Source organism: Pseudidiomarina sp., from assembly GCF_048268165.1.
GTDB lineage: Bacteria > Pseudomonadota > Gammaproteobacteria > Enterobacterales > Alteromonadaceae > Pseudidiomarina.
This window is the reverse complement of sequence record NZ_JBLWWA010000001.1, coordinates 785530-802870: the sequence shown is the minus strand read 5'-3', so window position 1 is coordinate 802870 and position 17341 is coordinate 785530. Positions and strand designations below refer to the sequence as shown.

Genomic DNA, 17341 nt, shown 5'->3' with positions numbered 1-17341 from the left:
GCAGTTATTCGCGCCAAGCTATCCGGCATTTAGTGTTATTCGACGCCTTGTTCAGCGCGCCATTTCCACTCGTTTTCTAAAGTGGCTTTTGGCAGCAACATTTGAAAGTCTAAATCGGCCAAGGTGTCGCCCGCCTTAAAGCGCTCTGGGAAGTCAGGGTTCGCTAATGCTTTTTTACCTAACGCCAGTAACGCATTCGGGAACTGCGCCGCATAGTCCGCGTAATTGTTTTCATCAATACCACCATTAATGATCAAGCCGACGTTCGTTTCGGCTGCAACCACTTCAGCTAGCGTTTTTTCACTGCCGTCGGCAAAAGGCTTGCGGTCAACTGAAGTGTCTGTGGTATGAATGAAGTCGATACCGGCTTCTGCAAGAACGCGCACCAGTTTCACTGCAGCAGCTTCGCCTTCAGGCCACTGATAGTCGTTGTCGGTTACGGTGATTTGACCAATACGGATGCCAACCAGAAAGTCATCGCTCACGGCCGCCCGAACTGCGCGAACCACTTGTTCAACGTAGGCAATGCGCTTGTCTAACGAGCCACCAAATTCATCGGAGCGTTGGTTAAAGTGGGTGCTAAGGAATTCATTCAGCAAGTAACCGTTGGCGGCATGCAACTCAACGCCGTCAAAGCCAATCTCTTGCGCTTTTTTAGCTGAGGCAACAAATCCGTTTAGCGCATGTTCAAGATCGCTTTGCGTGGCTTCTGTGGGCTCTAACCACCCTGGTACGTCGCCATATAGGTTTAACGGTTCGCCTTTCGGTTGCACAGTGCTCGGTGCAATCGGCTGATCAACATAGTTGTTGTGCTGCATTTGTGCACCAGCGTGCATCAATTGCATGATTGCTTTACTGCCAGCCTCATGAATGCGCTCGACAATACCGCGCCATGCGTCGGCTTGAACTGCGTTTATGATACCAGGTTGATTCATATAGCCTTGTGAGGCGCGGTCATCGGTGTAGACACCTTCGGTAATCACCAAACCGAAGCCACCCTTAGCGAAGCGTTCGTAGTAATCGCCCATTAATTCAGTTGGCACGCCATGCTCATCAGCGCTGGTGCGCGTCATTGGCGCTACGGTAAAACGATTGGGTACATCAATAAACATAAGCCCTCACTTGGTATTAGGTTGTACAACAGTAAGTGGGGATGATTACGGCGTTTACAAGGATATTGATCAGAGCGGGGGCAATAAAAAACGGCCAAAACCGCAAAGGCTTTGGCCGTTTTAGACGATTAAGACTTACGCGAAGTTTTTCGCAACAAAGTCCCAGTTCACCAAGTTCCAGAACGCGTTCAAGTAATTAGGGCGCGCGTTACGGTAATCGATGTAGTAGGCGTGTTCCCACACATCAACGGTTAAAATTGGTGTTACTGATGAGTCAGTAAGTGGGGTTTCAGCGTTGCTGGTGTTTACGATAGCTACTGAACCGTCAGCTTTTTTCACTAACCAAGTCCAGCCTGAACCGAAGTTGCCAGCAGCTTGCGCGCTGAATTCTTCTTTGAACTTATCAAACGAACCGAACGCAGCGTTGATTGCATCAGCTACTGCACCTGTTGGCTCGCCGCCGCCATTTGGGCTTAAGCAGTTCCAGTAAAAGGTGTGGTTCCAAACCTGAGCTGCGTTGTTGAATACGCCGCCTTTGGTTGTTTTGATGATGTCTTCGAGCGACTTGCCTTCCATGTCGGTGCCTTTCACCGCATCGTTCAGCTTGGTCACGTAGGTTTGATGATGCTTACCATAGTGATACTCGATGGTTTCAGCTGAGATGTGTGGCTCAAGTGCGTTTTTCTCATAAGGCAATGCTGGTAATTCAAATGCCATGTCGACTCTCCGTTGTTGTTGAGAATGGTATTTTTAGAAGCTGTTTCAAATAGACGAAACGTTTCGAAATCAATGGCATTTTACCATTGAATTAGAAACATGCCGTCACTATATAGTTAAATTGAGGCACAAAAGTTTATTTCAAGGGTGAATTTCACCCTTTTTGCCGACTGTTAAGTATAGACGATTATGGTAAAATACGTGCCGTTTCGAACGCTCAATACCTGAGGTAGTCATGGAAACTGTTGAAAAGATTAAGCAACAAATCGAAGAAAACCCAATTTTGTTGTACATGAAAGGTTCACCGAAGTTGCCAAGTTGCGGCTTCTCTTCGCAAGCGTCACAAGCATTAATGAGCTGTGGCCAAGCGTTTGCGTTCGTGGATATTCTGCAAAATCCAGAAATTCGCGCCGAATTACCGAAATATGCCGATTGGCCAACCTTCCCGCAGCTGTGGATTGAAGGCGAGTTGGTAGGCGGTTGTGATATCATTTTGGAAATGTTCCAAAAAGGCGAATTACAAGAATTAATTAACGAAGTGGCTGCGCGTCATCCGGCGCCAGAAGCTGACTAAACTTTAACAACTAGATGGAGATAAACCATGGGTGTATTAGTAGGCCGTAAGGCTCCTAACTTCACTGCAGCAGCAGTTTTGGGAACAGGCGAAATCGTTGAAAACTTTAACTTGCACGAGCAAATTAAAGGCAAAAAAGCGGTAGTATTCTTCTACCCACTAGATTTTACCTTTGTTTGCCCATCTGAGCTGATCGCATTTGATCACCGTTTAGAAGAATTCAAAAAGCGTGGCGTTGAAGTTATTGGCGTGAGCATTGACTCTCAGTTCACTCACAATGCATGGCGTAACACGAAAGAAGCAGACGGCGGCATCGGCGAAGTTAAGTATCCATTGGTTGCTGACGTTAAGCACTCTATCTGCCGTGCATACGACGTTGAGCATCCAGAAGCTGGCGTTGCATTCCGTGCGTCATTCTTGATTGATGAAGACGGCTTGGTTCGTCACCAAATCGTAAACGACCTACCTTTAGGCCGTAACATCGACGAAATGATTCGTTTAGTTGACGCGTTGAACTTCCACCAGAAACACGGCGATGTATGCCCAGCTGGTTGGAAAGAAGGCGACGAAGGCATGAAGGCTGACACGAAAGGTGTAGCTGACTACTTGTCTAAGAACGCTAGCAAGCTGTAAAGGCAGAAAGCGTTAGTCGTTATTCGTTGTTCGTTATTCGAAAAAGCGAAAAAGCGAAAGACTGAAAAAAAGGTCGCCTTCGGGCGGCTTTTTTTATTGGTTTAGATTGATCATCATTATGGTTGTTTTAATACCGAAATGGTCGGCTGTATGAAGTTTTTTGAAGCCATGTTTTTCGTAGAGTGCAATATTCATAGGTTCAGCTTGAAGATATAGGTTTTGTACATCAAGCGCTTCAGCCACTGTTTTGGCATTTTGAATGAGTTTAGAGGAAAGCCCTAAGCCACGAAATGTTGAAGCGATAAAAATACCTCCAAGCCAATGCGTATATTCCGGAAAATTTTTATTCTCGCGGTATTTTAGCTCAGCCACGCCAGCAAGTTTGTCATCAACAAATAACACAAAACTCAAGGGAATCTGGTCTTTATTGTCTATCTTTTGCAGCACCACTTCATGCATATCTTCAAGTGTAATATTTTCATCGTGCGCACCCCATTCATTGTAATACCACCCTGCAATTGCATGTGATACTTCGGGTACGTCAGCAAGATATTTTATGGTGATGTTCTGGTCTATAAGCATGATGAAGTTAATTGGTTTAGGTGAACTTGTGCGCTTGCTTATGAAGGGGTACATTCAGACAAGCACGTAGGAATTTATATCATGAAATTACACGACTTTGCTGATGTTTTAAATTTTTGGTTTAGCGAACTTACGCCGCAGCAGTGGTTCGCTAAAAGTGACGCGCTAGATGCAACCATTACTCAGAAGTTTGGTGACATGCTGGGCGCTGCAGTACAGGGTGAGCTATGGCAATGGCGCAGCAGCGCACGCGGGCGCTTAGCCGAAATTATTGTGCTAGACCAGTTCTCGCGCAATGTATATCGCGATACGGCTGCTGCATTCGCACAAGATGCGATGGCTTTAGTGCTCTCGCAAGAAGCTATTAGGCTGGGATGTGATAGTGATTTTAATGCCGCTGAAAAGGCTTTCTTATATATGCCTTATATGCACAGTGAGTCAGCGGTTATTCACCGGCAAGCTGTTGAGTTATTTAATCAACCAGGCTTAGAAAACAATTACGACTTTGAGTTAAAGCATAAGGAAATTATTGATAAGTTTGGTCGATACCCTCATCGAAACGCACTATTAGGGCGCGAATCAACTGCGGCCGAGCAGGCATTCTTGCAAGAGCCAGGGTCGTCGTTTTAATGAAACGTTCCGTTTTCATCGGTGTTGATGTTTCTTGTGCGGTGAAAAAGCGTATTCCGATTGTTTTCGCTGAGAAGCGCGAAGGGCGGTTGATTCCGTTGCCAGTGAAAGAGTCGCCGTTTCAGGCTCCGTATGGGCATGGGAATAAGCTGGTTATTGAGCATGACTTTAATGTGGACTATGCAAAGCGGGTGCGACAGTATGTTATTGACGTGTGTAACTATTATGAGGCAACCCCGCAGCGTATTGGTATAGACTCGCCGCTGCGCCCACGCGCTGAAAAGCTCGACTATCGCATCGCTGAGCGCGAGTTAAACCAAGCCGGTATCCGCTGCTATAAAACGCCTTCCAAAATTGAATTTGATGAAATTATAAACAAGGTGCGTCATCATTTGTCGCAGGGTGGCGCGGTTTCACGTATCCCTCATGCCATGCAACTGTGGATGCTAGCAGGATTCGAGATTTCCCGAGAATTGGCGAATGTTGCCCCGATTATTGAGACGTTCCCACAGGCTAATATTCGCAGGCTGATACCCAACGTGCCACACAAAAGCGGAAAGGGCATACCTCAACTACAATTAGAAGCGATAGCCCGCCACACCAACTGGCCCGCCACTCAAGCCGAATGGGCGCAGTTAAAACAGATTAGTGCGGGAGGCACCCACGATCAGGTGGATGCATATAGCGCCGCGTGGGTTGCAAGTTTAAGTGATGACGAAATTGATATTTTGGGCGATATTAAACAAGAAGACGCCATTTGGATGCCTTCTAAAACGTTGGTTGGGAATAAATAAGGACATAGTGTTATGAAAAGTAACAAGATTAGCCTTACCGAATACCTGAAAGGTGGCTTTGCGTCCGGCTTGGGCTGGCTGTTGGCCGTTGGCTATGTGTTGGCGTTTGTCTTTGCTGCTGTGCTGATTTACTGCGGCTACAAGTTTTTTACCGTGACCGCAGATCAGCAACTGTTTTGGGGCGTTTGTTTTATTGTGAGCTTAATCGTTCAAGTTGCTACGAAGTTGTGGATTTTTATGCAGACCAACCACAACCACGTGATGCACGAAATACAACAGCTGAAAAAGAACGTTAAGAAATAACTTACGAACTGAGCCCTAAGGCAAACTTAACGGCTTGTTCCGCATGAATTTCAGTGGTGTCGTAAAGCCGCACTTTGGTGTCGCTGCTGTTAATTAAGAGGCCTATTTCGGTGCAGCCGAGAATAACGCCTTCGGCACCACTGTGCGCTAACGAATCGATAATTTCTAAGTAGTCCGCTTTTGACTTCTTGTTGGTTTCGCCCAGGCATAACTCCTTAAAAATAACCGAATGTACGCGGTCACGCTGCTTAGCATCGGGCACCACAACACAAATGCCGTAGTCTTCAATCCGCTCGCGATAAAATTCTTGTTCCATCGTGAACTTGGTACCCAGCAAACCAACGGCCTTAATATCGTCGTGCTGCAGCGCTTTCGCAGTGGCGTCGGCAATGTGCAGCAGCGGAATATTCACGCCCAATTCAATTTCAGGGGCAACTTTGTGCATGGTGTTGGTGCACAACACAATAAAATCAGCACCGGCGGACTCCAATGCTTGTGCAGCTTCGGTGAGAATATCGGCAGTGCCAGCCCAATCGCCAGCATGCTGTAACGGTTCTATTTCGGCAAAATCAACGCTATAAAGAATAAGCTTCGCGGAATGCAAACCGCCGAGCTGTTCGCGCACTTTCTGATTGATAAGCCGATAATAGGTTTGCGTAGACTCCCAGCTCATTCCGCCGATTAAACCGATTGTTTTCATCCGACCCTCGCTTGCTACAAAGCACGAGCGCGAAAGCGCTTGCCTTTGATTTTATCGTTGTTGATGAGTGATAAAGCGTGCTTTGCTGCGGCGGTTTTAACAGCCACAAATGCCCAATTTGCTTGAACTTTGATCTTGCCAATGTCGGCCATGGTTAATTTGTTGTCGCGAGTCAGCGCGCCAACGATATCACCAGGGCGTAACTTGTCTTTTTTGCCGCCGCTTAATTGCAGGGTAACCAATTCAGATTGCAGTGGCTTGCGGTCTGCGGCCGGATGCGGAAGCGGCTGCAAACGAATCAAATCGTCAAAGCTGTCTTCTAGCAAGCGCATTTTATAATCGTCGTGCGCGCCGATTAAAGTCACCGCAAGGCCTTCAGCACCGGCGCGACCGGTACGCCCAATGCGGTGCGTGTGAGTGTCTAAATCATGCGCCATGTGCACGCTGATCACCAAATCCAATTCGGCAATATCGAGACCGCGTGCGGCAACGTCGGTTGCGACCAGAACGCGGGCGCTGCCATTACTAAATTGCACCATGGTTTGGTCGCGATCTTTTTGTTCTAAATCGCCATGTAAGGCAAGCGCACTAAACCCTTTCGCTTTTAACTTATCGGCAATACTCTGAGCTTCGGCTTTGGTATTACAGAACACCATGCAGTTGCTGGGCTGTTGGTCCAGCAAAATTTGTTGCACTGCCTGCGCTGCCGACGTATCGCCAAGGTCATAAAAGCGTTGCGTGATTTTAGGCTCAGCCTGTGCCGAAGCCACCTTTATATTGCTGGCGTCTTTGGTGATGCGCTGCGTAAGCTGGGCAATACTTTTCGGGTACGTTGCACTGAATAATAAGCTTTGGCGGGTTGCCGGTGTTTTCGTCACAATGGCGTTTAGATCGTCTTGAAAGCCCATTTCTAACATCCGATCGGCTTCATCTAAAACCAGTGTATGCAACTTTGAAAAATCGATGCGTGACTGACTCAAATGATCAAGAATTCGGCCCGGCGTGCCCACCAATACATGTGCGCCATGCTCTAACGATGCCACTTGCGCCCGCGCTGGTACCCCGCCGCAAAGCGTGAGCACCTTGACGTTAGCCATGGCCTTGGCTAGCCCGCGAATTGCCTCGGCGACCTGCTCAGCAAGCTCACGGGTAGGGCATAGCACGAGCGCTTGCGGCGCAAAATGGCTTAAATCCAGCTTCGAGAGAATACCAAGTGCAAACGCAGCCGTTTTACCTGAACCGGTTTCCGCTTGAACCACCACATCTTCGCCGCGCAATATAACCGGCAAACTAAGCGCTTGTACCGGTGTCATTTGCTGAAATCCAGCCTCTTGCAAGCTGCTTAACAAAGCGTCAGAAAGCTTGAGTTCAGTAAAATGGCGTAAAGCGGGTGTTGGTTCAGACATGTTTATAGGTCACTTTTAGGAGTAATTATCAGGAATATTAAGGACTTCAAAAATTAGTCCTGATTATAGCAGAGTTTTGGTGTTTACCTTTACAAGCCGATGATGGTATTTAACACCAAGCATGGTGTTTTTTCTTAACCTGTTAAATAATAAACAAATTGGATATAAACCGTATCAAGGAACGTGCAGTGCTCAAATTTATAATCCCGAATGCTCGCCTACAGGCTAGTTACATTGACTACATTGAAGAGCTTGGCAGTGAAGAACGCTATCCGTTTCCACTAGACTTTGATCATCGTGATTTTGCCGCGATGTTGGCGCGTGTTGAAGGCTTTCGTACAGGTGCCAGCGTGCCGCCCGGATTTGTCCAAAGCTCAACGTTTTGGTTGGTGGAAGGCGATGAAATACTGGGGTGTACCAATATTCGGCATCGACTAAACGCTCAAATTGAGCACTGTGGTGGACATATTGGATTGAGTATTCGCCCAGCGTTTCGTGGCAAAGGTTTGGGTAAAGCATTGCTAGAATTAAGCCTTGATAAGGCCCGCGAGCTAGGTATTACCAACATTCATATTCATTGCCATACGAATAATGCAGCTTCCCGCGCCATGATAGAAGCCTGTGGTGGCGTTTTAGATTCGCAAATTGAAGTTGATGGATGCCATGTAAGTCGCTATCTCATTGATTTGTAGGCATGCTTGTAAATAATGCATCAATGCTGAGCTTCACCGTCGATTTTTATGAAACTGAATTGTATTATTCAATTTGCTTCATAACAAAATGTCGAACTATAGGGACATAAAGACATGCGACTAAATGGCGTTTTGATCAAATGGAATGTTGATAAAGGCTATGGGTTTGTTCAACTAGCAAGCTCGAACCAACAAATGTTTGCGCATATCACTGAATTCGAGAATAGGCGCCGCACGCCCAAAGTTGGCGATGAGGTGAGTTTTAACCTGCAAAAACAATCTGATGGTAAGTTTCGCGCAATCGATGTTGCATACGTTCGTGAGACGATGGATTGGTTTTTATTGCCTATCATCGTGATTGCAATGGGCTATATTGCTGCTGTTGGTTATGCGAGTCTCGAAACCCAATTGCCAGTACAGGTATCCTGGACTTTCGCTCTGTTAAGCGCCATCACGTATTTATTTTATGCTGTTGATAAGCGTGCCGCTCAGAAAGGCAAGCAACGCACACCCGAAAGCGTTTTGCATTGGCTTTCAGTTCTTGGTGGCTGGCCAGGTGCACTTATTGCACAGCAGCAATTCCGCCACAAAACACGCAAAAATTCGTTTCGCGTGGTGTTTTATTTAACGGTTATAGTTAACGTTGCTGCGGTTAGCTATCTTGCGCTAGGCGGTCATGAATTCTGGAACGCACTGCCTTTATCTTATTAATCTAGCTGAATAATCTTTAGTCATTATCCTACCAACTTATGTGTTTGACCTATTAATACCTCAGTCGTACGCTTCGACACTAATTTACCTTTTCATTGTGAGTCAGTGGCGTATAATGCATTTCATTGAGTCTTCGATATTTACAAAACAAGTCAAAGCGTTTTTGAGCGATGACCAATATCGTTTATTGCAGCTAATGCTTGCTTCAAACCCAACATCGGGCGCTGTAATTGTAAATAGCGGCGGTATTAGGAAGGTTCGGTGGTCTAGCGCGTACCACGGTAAGCGCGGTGGCTATAGAGTCATGTATCACTATGCTGAGCAGTTGAATGAAATCAGAATGCTGTTTTTGTTCTCCAAAAGTGAGTGCAGTGATCTAAGCCCGAGCCAACTGAAAGTGCTACGTCAACTAGTGGAGAACTGGTAGCCATGAAAAACTCAGCGTTTAATGAATTGCTTCAAAGTGTTGAAGAAATGGATGCGATAGTTAAGGGAAAGCAAAAACCTAGTCGCGAGAATTTCATTGCGGCCATTGAAGTCAAACAAATACGCCAACAAACTAAGTTGAGTCAGGACAAGTTTGCAAAATTAATTGGTGTCGAAGTCAGTACGCTTCGTAATTGGGAGCAGGGGCGTCGCGAGCCAACAGGGCCAGCGAAAGTCCTTATTCGAGCAATAGCAAATGACCCTGAAAATGTCATAGAGGCGTGCCAAAAGTGAAATAAAATGCGGTATGCGTCGCTCTAGGGTAGAATGTACGTTCTTATCACAATTTGAGTAGCACATTTATACATGACTTTTTCTGAACTCGGACTTTGCCCTGAAATTTTAGCCGCCCTGACACGCCAAGGTTATACCGAACCAACACCCATTCAAGAACAAGCAATTCCAGCGGTACTTGCTGGTAACGACGTGATGGCCGCCGCACAAACCGGCACCGGTAAAACAGCAGGCTTTGCGTTACCGATTCTAGAAATGCTCAAAGGCAACGAACGTGCCAAGCCCAATACGGCGCGCGTACTTATTCTGACACCCACGCGTGAATTAGCCGCACAGGTTGCTGAAAGTGTTGCGACATACGGTACCGATTTACCCTTAAACTACGCGGTCGTTTTTGGTGGCGTGAAAATCAATCCGCAGATGATGAAGCTACGCAAAGGCGTTGATATTCTAATCGCCACGCCAGGGCGCTTGCTGGACCTTTACCAGCAGAACGCCATTCGTTTCCCGAAACTGGAAATTCTGGTGCTGGATGAAGCTGATCGTATGCTTGATATGGGCTTCATTCACGATATTAAAAAAATTATCAAAGTATTACCGGCGAAACGCCAAACGTTGATGTTCTCAGCGACGTTTTCTAGTGAAATTCGTACGCTTGCGAAAGGCTTGGTGAACAACCCGGTAGAAATCTCCGTGGCGCCACCAAATTCCACGGCAGAGCGCATTGAGCAAACCATGTATGCGGCGCAGAAAAGCCAAAAGCCGCGCATGCTCATGCAAATACTTCGTAACCTAAACTTACCGCAAGTGATTGTGTTCTCACGCACCAAGCACGGCGCGAATAAGCTTGTTAAGCAGCTTGATGCGGATGGGTTTTTGGCCATGGCGATTCATGGCAATAAAAGCCAAGGCGCTCGCACTAAAGCATTGGCCGACTTTAAAGCGGGCAAGGTGCAGGTGCTTGTAGCAACTGACATTGCTGCGCGAGGCCTCGACATTGAAAAACTGCCGTACGTTATCAACTACGATTTACCGCAAGTTGCTGAAGACTACGTGCACCGCATTGGCCGTACAGGTCGTGCAGGCCAAGTTGGCCATGCCATTTCTTTGGTCATGGACGAAGAGTTCAGAACGCTTAAAGCCATTGAAAAGCTGATAGGTCAGCCTATTGAACGCCATACGTTGGAAGGTTTTGCAGACGTTGTGCTTAACGGCAGAACACCTGCACCTGCGCAAGGGCAGCGCCAACCGCGTCAGCCACGTCGTCAAGGAAGTTCTCAGGGCCGTGGTGCAGCTAAACCTGCTGGTGGCAATAAGCGCCGCAGCGGTCGGGGTGACTCGTAAACTCAGATTGAAATAACGCGGCAGTGCCGGAATGCAGTTAAGTGTTGTGCATTTGTCGCGTTAATTGTCCGATAGCCCCATATCTATATGAGCCACAATATATCCATATTCTTTCTTTGAAAGATTCCCACTTTCGTATTCATTTTTAGCAAGTTCATGATCCCAAGTCATACCAGACGGCGCTTGAGGAATAGTCGTATCTAGTTCGAGTAGATACTCTTGCTCTGGTTCAAGGCTGTGGCCTTTTTCGACTGCACTTTTGGCGCAATGGCTCAAAGCATACTCAACGGCGAATTTATCGACGCTTGGCATGCCCACAAATTCCACATTGCAGCCCAAAACGCGATTGCCTGAACTGTTCTTGTAATAGAGCTTTCCAGTTGTGCACCCCGACAGCATAAGAATCGAAACGATCAAAACGAAATATTTGTAATTCAAACTCATTCCTTATTTATTCAACAATTCTTTAGCGCTGCTCTACCTTAGGCTTCCCATAAATCCAATCTAAACCTTGGATCAAGGTAGTGGGAAATGCGGTGGCATGCTTTGCATCTTCGATGATATTGAACTTGAGCGTGACAGATTCACCGGCTTCGGTAACAATTTTGTTCTTCAGTTTGGTAGCTCCGGCAACCATATCCTGCTTTTCTCCAAACTGCGGCCGCTCAAGGCTTCCAACTGAGATATAGACTTTAATGGGGCTGCGCGATTCAGTCGGTTTTAAGCTTAATAAATCTTGGTTATTAAACCAAACTGATGGACTACCAAGCACATAACTACTGAACATAGTCGGGTGTTTAAACAGTATATAAGCGCCAAACAACCCGCCTAAAGAGTTTCCCACGTAGGTGCGCTCAGTTGCGCTGACTCGATAATTATCCGCCATATATGGAAAAACTACTTCTCGTATGAAAAGCGCATGCCCCTCAGCATTACCAGTGGGCAAATTCCAATCATCTGCGCGGCTTGGAGTGTAGTCTCGAATTCGGCTCGATGCACCTTTCGACCCTTTGGAGTATGACAAGCTGACAATAAAGGCTTCTTCCATTGCTCCGCTATTCATCGGGAATCGTGTGGCACCAGACGCTATTTGAAAGCTATACATGCCATCGGTCAGGTAGACAACAGGATAGACCTTATCGGTATTAGACCGATATGAGCGTGGCGCCTTAATAAAAACTGGATAAATGAGTTTACTCGCGGGGTCGGTTAACTCAACTGTCTCGCTTCTTGGGATTTCGACGGCGTCCGTGGCGAAGGTTACTGGGCAGTAAATGAATAGGATGAGCACCCAAACTAACTTCATTATTGATTTCCTATCAGCTTGAGCAAGGCGCTCAGAATGGTTAACGTACTTAACCAGTTTTCACCGTTGCATTCAATAGCTTTTAGCTCGACCTCTATTACTCTATCAATGAATAACCTTTTGCTTGCGTTCGCTGAGAGCGAACAGCAGACGTTTACGTAAAAATCAACAGTAGCTTTAGCCGTCCGACTGCTTTTGATTGTTAGCTGGATTGTTGTCATCAGGTTTCTTCAACTGTTTAACATGATAAACTTCAAGCCATCCAGCAATCCTGAATATTGCCATTGTGGCTGCCAGTGCCGAAAACAAAGCATATATAAAAATAAAATAGCCAACAAAACTTCCCGTAGAGGAAATAACTATCGAAACATCGTGTAGCCATGGAGCAAGTTCTAATAGGAAACGCTGAATGAATAGAGGACTATTATTTATAGGTTGGGATTTTCCGACTAAAGCTATAACCAATGCCAATATTTGCAGGACAATAAAATGTACAAACGTTGCGTTTACAACTATAAACGGGGATTCTCCACCGTTATTGGCTTTACCGGATATGCTAGCACGGAATTTGTCGTCGCCTAATGCTAGCCATATAGCATAGCCGCCCAGAGAAAAACCAATAATATTGGGCAGTACCGAAATCGGAGTGTCTACCCAATCGTCATTTAACCAAGTTCCAGATGAAAACACAGTTACTAGAATAGATATATGCATATATGGTGAACCTAATATAGCATTCAGCCCTCCATAAGCCTTCCAGTAACGAAGAAATAATTTTCTAATGCCAGTATATTGCCTTTTACTAGCCATCTTGATTTCTCACTCTAGCCATATCTCGTATTTTATCAATGATCGAACTTGCCATCTCAAGTAAAAAGTCTTTAGCCGTTGTGTCACTTGGAGAATATTTTCCAGATTCAATAAAAGGATGCTGTTTAGTTGATTTTTGAGTGCGCCTACCGCTTTCATCGTATCCAGTAGTTTTAACCTCACCGTTAAGTTGTGCAATATGCCCCAACGCAATTGTTCGGTCGTCTGCTTCAATAGAGAGACCTTTCTGCGCTTTAAGAGTTATTATTTCCTCTTCAGCATTCTGTCGATTCAATCTTTCGAGAACTTCGTCTTCCAAATCTTCCAGACCATCGGTGTTAGGTCGGCGGATTATCAATTCCAAAGAGTTGACCTGCTTCAATGAGAGTACCGATTCAAGCTGATCTGTTCTCGGTACTAGCGTTAACTCAATAGTATTAAACTCGTTTACTATCTCTTCGGTATCAAGAAGATTGCGTAAGTAGATTTCTAATAATTTTGGACTAATTTGTCCAAACTTATCTTTGCATTCAATCACTAAGTAATGATTGTTTGGATAAAAAACAAAATTAAAGCTAGTAAAGTTAGGTCTTAAGGCATCTGGAATTTTAATTTTTTTTGTTTCATCTTCTTCTGCTTCTCGCAGTTTCTCAACATTGAACCATTTGCCAACGTCTATCTTAGTAAATTTCGCAATTTCCCCTGAAATTCCATTTACAAAGCTATCGTTGATTGGTTTTATTTGAGTCAAAATTCCGTATATATCCCCTCGCAAATTCACTTGCCTTCGAAGATCGAAGAGGCGTTCAAATAAATCGACATATTTTTGAGGCGAGTGCGGATGCATTCTTATGTTAAATGCCGTATAGAGAACAGTTCTCTTTCTTGCCATATTTATATCCCTAGGTTTAATTTGACTCAATTACCACGCACGGCTAATGCTTATTCTGCAGAAAAATCCGTGTATGAATATGGATAATTCGATTTTGTAAGTTTATTGTATTGATTAAAATATGCTCTTTTTATAACTTACAAAAAATTGGGTGTACAGCTTGTAATTATGTTTTGTTCCCACGTGCGGATTAGACTTCTTAACACGCGTTGGCAAAATCCAGATGCGAAGTGAATAATTTTACAATATTCAAAGTATAACGAAGGTTAATGATTTTCCCTTCCTTAAAGAACTCATCAACAAGACCGAGCTGGATGTCAAAATAGAGCGAAGAACTGACCTTTTTAAATTTGGATACTAATCAAGGCCACTTTCATTAAATAAAGAATAAGTATGCTAGATTAGATAAAACAACGATGCCGACTTAACAAATATGAGCGAAATAAGAAAAATTAAACAACAGCGCGGTTTGTGGTTATTTATAGTACCAATAACAGGTCTCGTACTCACGAAAGCTGTTGGTGAAGAATTTACCATCGACGGAATAACTTTCGTAAGCAAGGACAAACTACCTCGCATTCGTAAACGCCTTGGTTTTCCGAATAAAATAAGTGAGCTAGAAAAGAAAGGTGTTGCGGCAAACTTTTTTAAAAAATCAAAAGTCTACGCAATAGGTAAACTTGGCGGATATGGAGAAGAAAAAGAAAGCGAGTATCTAAGTAGAGTTCGAAAAGGCTTAGACGTTCTATCTTTATCGCAGCTTGGATATGGCAGAAGAAGAAATAACGCGTGTCTCTCAATCGGGAAAGAAATGCCCGTTGGCTCTTCGAGTCTTTGTATGTTCAACCTCACGACAACCTCATCTGTCTCGGAAATGCGTATAGTTGGAAGAGCTCAGGAGCTTGGATTAGAAAGCCGATGGCGACACTATCATAGAAATTGGGGCTTCGTATTGAAGTTGATTGAGGTTATTAATGGAGATTCAGAGATAGGTAGCGGCTGGAGGATGAATATTATTGACGCCGCTATTTTATCGGGACAAAGCCAGTCCTCAAGTAATTTACCCCATGCTTTTCTTTGGAATATGATAGCTATAGAAACACTACTTACTCAACAAGGAGATACATACTTAACTGAGCTACCCAACCGAGTTGAAGCGTTTATTGGTTGGACAACGGACTGGTCTATAGAGGAATTTAACCTAAAGATAAGTCAAGCATATAAAACTAGATCACAGTTCGTGCATGCAGGTAAGAGCGATCAGATCACCATAGAGCAGCTTCTTTTTACCGATACACTTATTCTCAATATTTTCATTAATATCCTTAGCCATTTGAATATTTTTTATTCGAAAGAGAGTTTGATTGAGTTCTCTAACAAAGTTCAGGCAGAGAGGCTTTTAGGCATAAAAACAACCGTAAGGCCGAAAACAATTAGGTACTTGAAGCCTCAATACTCGGACAAAGATTATGAGGCTGTTTAGGTTCTGTAACTCCTAGTTAATTAGAATAATCTATGCGTAAATCTTTTGATAAAATATGTGCTTCGTAGAAACAATTTCACCACGATTCCATCCCAACAACGTCCGCTCTTGGCACGAATCAAACCTGTTATATAAGGCTAAGGACTGGAATGAGCGAGCAGCGGACCTTTAAAAATATCAACCAAGAATTTGTTAGTAAGGTGACTCTGTTATTCCAATAATCATTTACTAACGCTAGGATAGTGGAAGTGATTCGAGAGTCCTACTTTGCCCTGATGTAAACAGTGGTATCGCAATGTTTAACTTTGCCGTGTTCAATAAGATTAAAGGATAAAGATATTATGGAATGGCAAGCGATTATTTCTACCGGAATTCAACATTTAGCTTGGCCCGCTACCGTTTTGACTATAGCGTTGCTCTTGAAGAGCAAGATTCCTGATATTTCAAAGTTTAGATTGAAAGATGTTGAGATCGAGTTCGAAAAGACTTTAAAAGAAATACGCAGGGATTCAGGAGAGTGGAAGGTTACTGCAACGGACTCATTGTTACCTAACATGTTTGAGCTAGCTGAAAAATCGCCGCTCGGAGTCATCTTACAATCATGGGATATAATGGAGCAAACAGTTTCAGACTGTGCAGCTGAAAAGGGCTTTAAGGAGGCTTATAATGCTGCAGCATCTATTCAGTTTCTGCACGATAAAAAATTTGTCAAAAAAGACAAAATAAACTTATTCTTTAGGCTTTATGCTCTCAACAAAAGATTCTCTAACTTCGAAAACGAAAAACTTCCAAAAGAGAGAGCAATTGAAACAGCGGACGCCACGTTAAAGATTGCCGCTGAAATTAAACAAGAGGTACGTGGTGAGCAAAAATTTTCGGAAGAGACTTAATAAAATTAAAATATATAATTTGAATTAAATACCTCTATGCGTCTACAGGTCTATAGACAGTTATGAGCGAACACCGGACCTTTTGACTTTCAGGTTACTGCAACTAGTGACTAGCCGTCGCGTTATTAGTAAGTGATGGTGTCGCCAGCGATGTACGGCACATTCACTTCGGCGATATTGCGTGTTTTGTTATTGTGTTGTGTGTTTAAGTCGTTTACTGTCAATGACATAACAAAAATAAAGGTTGGATATTGTGCGCTCGGTAGAGCGTAACTGAGCATGCTCAAATTGCCTTTGCTAACTCGGATTCTTTCAAGTTAGGAATGCCTGCTTGCTCAGTAAGTTAAGAGCTGAAAACCATCAATTGGACGAGCTGCTAAACGCGCACGCACAATATACAAATGTTAGGAAATAATACCATGAAGCCATTGTTCACAATTCACGCTGGCGAGTATGTTTTTGGTGAGTTTATTGAGAAAAACTTCCCATCTGCCCGCCTTTGGATTCCTGCGAAAGATACAGGAATTGATTTTTTAATAACTAAGGAGCCAGTGAAAGGCACTGTATCTATTCAGGTAAAAATGTCTAAAGACTACCGGCCAGCCTTTGCAGAATCTTCGTTTGAGAAAAACCTGATAGCGGGTGGCTGGTTTGTTTTTAGTCATTCCGCTCTTGAAAACTCTCCTGCTGATATCTGGAGCATAATTCTAATTTCACACGAGCGTAAATCGAAGCCTGTGTTCATTAATATCCCGCCAAAACAGCTATTGGCGATGTTGGTTGAAACTCACGGAGTGAGAAAAAGTTACCATATCTACCCGTGGCTTTTTGATAATGGGCATAATGAGCGTTGTATTGAGGGTCGGGGAATGAAGAAAAAGGATAAAGAGGCTTTCGCTAATAACCAATTTGATCTGGGAAGCAGAGACATAAGCCAGTTTTATGATAACTGGGAATTTATGAATATTTTGGAATAGGCTTGACCGCTCCTAACAAATGCAGGTTGTCGGACGAGTACTACGCTCCGCTTCGTACTCGCCGC

General features: G+C 44.3%; 22 protein-coding genes. 12 read left to right on the top strand and 10 right to left on the bottom strand.

Annotated features, from left to right (window positions below):
• Positions 1–35 precede the first annotated feature (35 nt).
• Positions 36–1112: an NADH:flavin oxidoreductase gene (locus tag ACN0UY_RS03875; protein ID WP_417665450.1), complete on the bottom strand. Its 1077-nt coding sequence runs from the start codon at positions 1110–1112 to the stop codon at positions 36–38.
• 135 nt (positions 1113–1247) lie between these two features.
• Positions 1248–1829, bottom strand: coding sequence for a superoxide dismutase [Fe] (sodB, locus tag ACN0UY_RS03870; RefSeq protein ID WP_417665449.1), 582 nt, complete (start codon positions 1827–1829; stop codon positions 1248–1250).
• A gap of 235 nt (positions 1830–2064) precedes the next feature.
• On the opposite strand from sodB, the gene grxD reads away from it, so the two are divergent.
• Positions 2065–2403: a Grx4 family monothiol glutaredoxin gene (grxD, locus tag ACN0UY_RS03865; protein ID WP_417665448.1), complete on the top strand. Its 339-nt coding sequence runs from the start codon at positions 2065–2067 to the stop codon at positions 2401–2403.
• A gap of 27 nt (positions 2404–2430) precedes the next feature.
• The gene (locus ACN0UY_RS03860) at positions 2431–3036 is read left to right on the top strand and encodes a peroxiredoxin (protein WP_417665447.1); all 606 of its coding nucleotides are present in this window, start codon (positions 2431–2433) and stop codon (positions 3034–3036) included.
• Between the two features lie 93 nt (positions 3037–3129).
• Here ACN0UY_RS03860 and ACN0UY_RS03855 read toward each other — a convergent pair whose 3' ends face one another.
• A complete protein-coding gene (locus tag ACN0UY_RS03855; RefSeq protein WP_417665446.1) occupies positions 3130–3672 on the bottom strand; it encodes a GNAT family N-acetyltransferase in 543 nt (180 codons plus the stop codon).
• Between the two features lie 27 nt (positions 3673–3699).
• Between ACN0UY_RS03855 and ACN0UY_RS03850 the strand changes: the two genes are divergently transcribed.
• From ACN0UY_RS03850 to ACN0UY_RS03840, 3 genes are read left to right on the top strand one after another with little or no spacing between them, the layout of a single operon-like run.
• Positions 3700–4248, top strand: coding sequence for a DUF924 family protein (locus tag ACN0UY_RS03850; RefSeq protein WP_417665445.1), 549 nt, complete (start codon positions 3700–3702; stop codon positions 4246–4248).
• Positions 4248–5042 (top strand): DUF429 domain-containing protein, encoded by a 795-nt coding sequence (locus ACN0UY_RS03845; protein ID WP_417665444.1) that lies wholly within the window; start codon positions 4248–4250, stop codon positions 5040–5042. The genes ACN0UY_RS03850 and ACN0UY_RS03845 overlap by 1 nt, the downstream gene beginning before the upstream one ends.
• Before the next feature lie 12 nt (positions 5043–5054).
• Entirely contained in the window at positions 5055–5345 is a 291-nt protein-coding gene (locus tag ACN0UY_RS03840; protein ID WP_417665443.1) for a DUF6768 family protein, read from the top strand.
• 1 nt (position 5346) lies between these two features.
• Here ACN0UY_RS03840 and ACN0UY_RS03835 read toward each other — a convergent pair whose 3' ends face one another.
• Together ACN0UY_RS03835 and dbpA are read right to left on the bottom strand one after the other, a co-directional pair.
• On the bottom strand, positions 5347–6045 hold the full coding sequence (locus ACN0UY_RS03835) for an aspartate/glutamate racemase family protein (RefSeq protein ID WP_417665442.1): 699 nt from the start codon (positions 6043–6045) through the stop codon (positions 5347–5349).
• A 14-nt stretch (positions 6046–6059) separates the two neighbouring features.
• Positions 6060–7451: an ATP-dependent RNA helicase DbpA gene (gene dbpA, locus ACN0UY_RS03830; protein WP_417665441.1), complete on the bottom strand. Its 1392-nt coding sequence runs from the start codon at positions 7449–7451 to the stop codon at positions 6060–6062.
• 188 nt (positions 7452–7639) lie between these two features.
• Between dbpA and ACN0UY_RS03825 the strand changes: the two genes are divergently transcribed.
• From ACN0UY_RS03825 to ACN0UY_RS03810, 4 genes are all read left to right on the top strand, one after another.
• Entirely contained in the window at positions 7640–8143 is a 504-nt protein-coding gene (locus ACN0UY_RS03825; RefSeq protein WP_417665440.1) for a GNAT family N-acetyltransferase, read from the top strand.
• A gap of 114 nt (positions 8144–8257) precedes the next feature.
• Positions 8258–8854 carry a DUF1294 domain-containing protein gene (locus ACN0UY_RS03820; protein WP_417665439.1) on the top strand — a complete coding sequence of 199 codons (597 nt, stop codon included), beginning with the start codon at positions 8258–8260 and terminating at the stop codon, positions 8852–8854.
• A 429-nt stretch (positions 8855–9283) separates the two neighbouring features.
• Complete coding sequence (gene nadS, locus ACN0UY_RS03815; protein WP_417665438.1) at positions 9284–9574, top strand: NadS family protein; 291 nt, start codon at positions 9284–9286, stop codon at positions 9572–9574.
• A 72-nt stretch (positions 9575–9646) separates the two neighbouring features.
• Entirely contained in the window at positions 9647–10918 is a 1272-nt protein-coding gene (locus tag ACN0UY_RS03810) for a DEAD/DEAH box helicase (protein ID WP_417665437.1), read from the top strand.
• 60 nt (positions 10919–10978) lie between these two features.
• Here the strand turns inward: ACN0UY_RS03810 and ACN0UY_RS03805 are convergent, their stop codons facing one another.
• The 4 genes from ACN0UY_RS03805 to ACN0UY_RS03790 form a co-directional block, all read right to left on the bottom strand.
• Positions 10979–11356: a hypothetical protein gene (locus tag ACN0UY_RS03805; protein WP_417665436.1), complete on the bottom strand. Its 378-nt coding sequence runs from the start codon at positions 11354–11356 to the stop codon at positions 10979–10981.
• Positions 11357–11384: 28 nt separating this feature from the next.
• On the bottom strand, positions 11385–12224 hold the full coding sequence (locus ACN0UY_RS03800; RefSeq protein ID WP_417665435.1) for an alpha/beta hydrolase: 840 nt from the start codon (positions 12222–12224) through the stop codon (positions 11385–11387).
• A 177-nt stretch (positions 12225–12401) separates the two neighbouring features.
• Entirely contained in the window at positions 12402–13034 is a 633-nt protein-coding gene (locus tag ACN0UY_RS03795; RefSeq protein WP_417665434.1) for a hypothetical protein, read from the bottom strand.
• Positions 13027–13926 (bottom strand): DUF4747 family protein, encoded by a 900-nt coding sequence (locus ACN0UY_RS03790; RefSeq protein WP_417665433.1) that lies wholly within the window; start codon positions 13924–13926, stop codon positions 13027–13029. The genes ACN0UY_RS03795 and ACN0UY_RS03790 overlap by 8 nt, the downstream gene beginning before the upstream one ends.
• Positions 13927–14359: 433 nt before the next feature.
• On the opposite strand from ACN0UY_RS03790, the gene ACN0UY_RS03785 reads away from it, so the two are divergent.
• Both ACN0UY_RS03785 and ACN0UY_RS03780 read left to right on the top strand, forming a co-directional pair.
• A complete protein-coding gene (locus ACN0UY_RS03785) occupies positions 14360–15409 on the top strand; it encodes a hypothetical protein (protein WP_417665432.1) in 1050 nt (349 codons plus the stop codon).
• A gap of 341 nt (positions 15410–15750) precedes the next feature.
• A complete protein-coding gene (locus tag ACN0UY_RS03780) occupies positions 15751–16299 on the top strand; it encodes a hypothetical protein (protein WP_417665431.1) in 549 nt (182 codons plus the stop codon).
• A gap of 125 nt (positions 16300–16424) precedes the next feature.
• On the opposite strand, the gene ACN0UY_RS03775 is transcribed toward ACN0UY_RS03780, so the two are convergent.
• The gene (locus ACN0UY_RS03775; RefSeq protein ID WP_153827366.1) at positions 16425–16580 is read right to left on the bottom strand and encodes a hypothetical protein; all 156 of its coding nucleotides are present in this window, start codon (positions 16578–16580) and stop codon (positions 16425–16427) included.
• A 138-nt stretch (positions 16581–16718) separates the two neighbouring features.
• Between ACN0UY_RS03775 and ACN0UY_RS03770 the strand changes: the two genes are divergently transcribed.
• On the top strand, positions 16719–17276 hold the full coding sequence (locus tag ACN0UY_RS03770) for a hypothetical protein (protein ID WP_417665430.1): 558 nt from the start codon (positions 16719–16721) through the stop codon (positions 17274–17276).
• The last annotated feature ends 65 nt before the right edge of the window (positions 17277–17341 follow it).